Source organism: Flammeovirga agarivorans (genome assembly GCF_012641475.1).
GTDB lineage: Bacteria > Bacteroidota > Bacteroidia > Cytophagales > Flammeovirgaceae > Flammeovirga > Flammeovirga agarivorans.
The window spans coordinates 1-3524 of record NZ_JABAIL010000024.1; the positions used below are offsets into that span (position 1 = coordinate 1).

Annotated in this window: 3 protein-coding genes; all 3 read left to right on the forward strand. The window is 37.0% G+C overall.

What is annotated here, in order from left to right:
* Nucleotides 1–1125 (forward strand): InlB B-repeat-containing protein (locus HGP29_RS27840; protein WP_168885750.1); only part of this gene is annotated, 1125 nt, incomplete at its 5' end.
* A gap of 101 nt (nucleotides 1126–1226) precedes the next feature.
* Complete coding sequence (locus HGP29_RS27845) at nucleotides 1227–2132, forward strand: hypothetical protein (RefSeq protein ID WP_168885751.1); 906 nt, start codon at nucleotides 1227–1229, stop codon at nucleotides 2130–2132.
* Nucleotides 2133–2307: 175 nt separating this feature from the next.
* A partial coding sequence (locus tag HGP29_RS27850) for a purple acid phosphatase family protein (RefSeq protein ID WP_168885752.1) occupies nucleotides 2308–3524 on the forward strand: 1217 nt, incomplete at its 3' end.

The following is a 3524-nucleotide window of genomic DNA, read 5'->3' on the forward strand; positions in this document are numbered from 1 at the left end:
CGCGTAAGTACTGATGAAGATGATGCGGAAGAAGCCGAGGACGGGTCTATAGATCTTAGTAGTTCTGATTTGGAATTAGTTTACGATCCTCATGAAGATGCAGGGAATCAAATCGTAGGTATACGTTTCCAAGCATTGGATATTCCTAAGGGTGCAATAATTAAAGAAGCCTATATACAATTTACGGCAGATGAAGATAAAAATGATGAAGGTTCGATGAATATCTACGCTCAATACGATAATTCTCCAGTAGCCTTTACTACAACTATCAATGATATATCATCAAGACCTAAAACCACTGCATCTGTAGTATGGACGCCTGTAGATTGGGATGTTGTTGGGGATGCAGGTGATGCTCAGAAAACGCCGGATTTAAGTACACTTGTTCAAGAAGTAATCGATAGAGATGGATGGACTTCAGGAAATAATATGGCATTTATCATCGAAGGTACTGGCCGTAGAGTTGCAGAGTCTTACAAAGGTTCAAGTACAGAAGCACCACAACTTATCATTGAGTTTAAAAACACTTATACTTTATCATTTGAGGCGACCAACGGTACTGTTACCTCTTCTGCTCCTGATCAGGAATTATTTGAGGAAGGTCAAGAAGTAACATTAACAGCCAACCCTACTTCTGGCTATGAATTTAACGGATGGTCTGGCGACATCACAAGCGATGAAAACCCTGTGACAGTACTTATGGATCAGAACAAAAACATTACTGCCAATTTCGTTGTGGAAGGTACAAGAAATGACAATGAAGAGGAAGGTAATGACGATGAAGATACCGGAAATGAAACAGAGGAAGAAGATCCATCTGATAATGATGATGAAGATGATACTTCAAATCCAGTATTAGGAGTTGACTTTGAAAAAACCAATCCATTTAAAGTGTACCCCAACCCTATTACAGATATTGTAAATCTAGAATTTAACGCAAGTTCAACTCAACAAATTAGTATCACTTTCTATGATATTTCAGGAAAGATAGTGTTAACTAAAAATGTTCGAGCAAACAGCGGAAGCAATAAAATTGAAATAAAAACATCAACATTACTTCCAGGTAAATATGCTGTTAGAATTATGGGAGAAAACCTATATAAAACAGTAAACCTTCTGAAGTAAACGTTGGAAATTCCCCTTAAACTATCATCTACTTCAAGTAAGCCAAGGCTTACTTGAAGTTTACAGAAAAAGAATAAGAAACGTATTAACAAAAAAGAAAAATGAAATCGAAATTATACTTATTACTTGCTACAAGTACATTTTGTGTTTTTATAGGTAGAGCAATTCAACATTTAGTTTGGGATGCTCCATTTAGAACTTTATTATGGGACGAAGGGCTACTAAGAGGCTTTGTCGAAAACGTATTAGGTTATAATTGGTTTGATTACGTAACTAGTCCTACTACAGACAAAATGATCAATCTTAGCATCGATCTATTTGGTGTTTTATATCTATTAGCGGCTATCTCGGTTTTCTTTTTAAACAAAGAAGGTATCCTAAAGAAAATTGGTATGAAGCTTCAGATCATTGGTGCATTAGGGTTGATGTTTTTGGCTTTCCTCTATTCAAAAGAAAAATTTATGCAGTTGGGCCAACTTTTAGAATATTCAGCTCAATTCTCTGCACCCTTTCTATTATGGTATGTGGTTACTTATAAAGAAGAAAAATTTCCAATACTGTTTGCAAAATGTGTGATCGCCCTAACATTTATCTGCCATGGTTTATATGCAGTAGGTTTCTACCCTGTACCTGGTAAGTTTGTAGACATGACAATTTCTACGTTGGGCGTTACTGAAAGCGTTGCGAAAGATTTATTACTAACTGCAGGTATTCTAGACTTTATTGTTGCCGTTGGTATTTTTATCCCAAGAATTCAAAAGCCAATGTTGGCTTACATGGTGCTTTGGGGAACGCTTACATCAATGGCTAGATTAACAGGACATTTCCACATTGATTTCTTAGGAAATACATTATTACAATGGTTACCTGCCGTAATTTATAGAGCACCACATGCTTTACTTCCATTAATCATCCTGACTCAGATTAATAATGCTAAGGATACTGCAAAAGTGGAATCGCCAAACTTCTCTAAGAAATTATTGAGTAATATCGGTTTAGCTAATTAATATAAATCACATGATATGCTACTGCACATTCCATTAAGATGTCGGTAGCATATCTTTTTTATACTGATATGTATTGCTCCTCAAATTGCAGATAATTTGGGGAATTTTTTCAATAAGAAATTTAAATACTTTCAACGAATCAGATTTCTTATAACTACTATTTTTAACAAGTGAAATGATGAAACAATTACTATTACGATCATTATTCATGGTACACATGATAATGCTTGGAATGGCATGGAATACCTATGCCTCAACAGACAAATATCGTCTTACGTTCAGAGATGATCCAGCAACTACCATCAATATTATTTGGAACCAAATTTCTGGTGAGAATCCTGTTGTGCACTATGATGTGGTAGATCATGGTACGAATGCCAATGCGTACGCTTTCATTAAAAGCGTAGACCGTTCTGTAGATTACAAAGGAATGAGCAACCAGATTGCTCGATTGACAGGCTTACAACCGAATACTGCTTATTATTTTGTGATCAAAGATAGCGACGGAACAAGCCAACGTTTCTGGTTTAAGACCGCTCCTTCTTCTTCTTCAGAACGTCTATCATTTATCTCAGGTGGTGATTCTCGTAACAACAGAGAACCTCGTCAGAACGGCAACCGTATCGTGGCGAGACTTCGTCCACATGCTGTATTTTTTGGTGGCGACATGACCTCTGCAGGTACAGACGAACAATGGCAAAACTGGTTTGACGATTGGCAATTGACAATAGGTACAGACGGCCGTATGATTCCGATTGTTGCCGCAAGAGGTAACCATGAAAGTTCTAACGGAATGATCTATGATCTGTTTGATACACCATCTACTGATGTGTACTATGGAATTACTTTTGGTACAGATTTACTGAGAGTATATACACTTAATACAGAGATGTCTATCACAGGTGATCAAACAACTTGGTTGGCCAATGATTTGGCTGCCAATGCAAATGTATATTGGAAGTCTGCTCAATACCATAAACCTATGCGACCACATGTAAGTGGCAAAACGGAAGGAAACACACATTACAGCAGTTGGGCAGACCTTTTCTACCAAAATAATGTCAAGTTAGTTGTAGAATGTGATGCACATACAGTAAAAACGACTTGGCCGGTAAGACCTTCTACCGATACTGGAAATGAAGAAGGTTTTGTCAGAGATGATGTAAGTGGAACAGTATATACTGGTGAAGGTTGTTGGGGAGCTCCATTACGTTCTAACAACGACAATAAATCTTGGACAAGAGATAGCGGAATGTTCAACCAAGTAAAATGGATTTTCGTTGATCGATCTAAAGTTGAGCTTAGAACAATTAAGGTAGATAATGCAGAAAGTGTTGGTACTGTTAATGATAGCAATATTTTCTCTGCTCCTGCAAACTTAGATATCTGGGC

Coding starts and splice junctions, on each gene's coding strand:
- HGP29_RS27845 (WP_168885751.1), top strand. CDS start 1,227: ATGAAATCGAAATTATACTTATTACTTGCTACAAGTACATTTTGTGTT.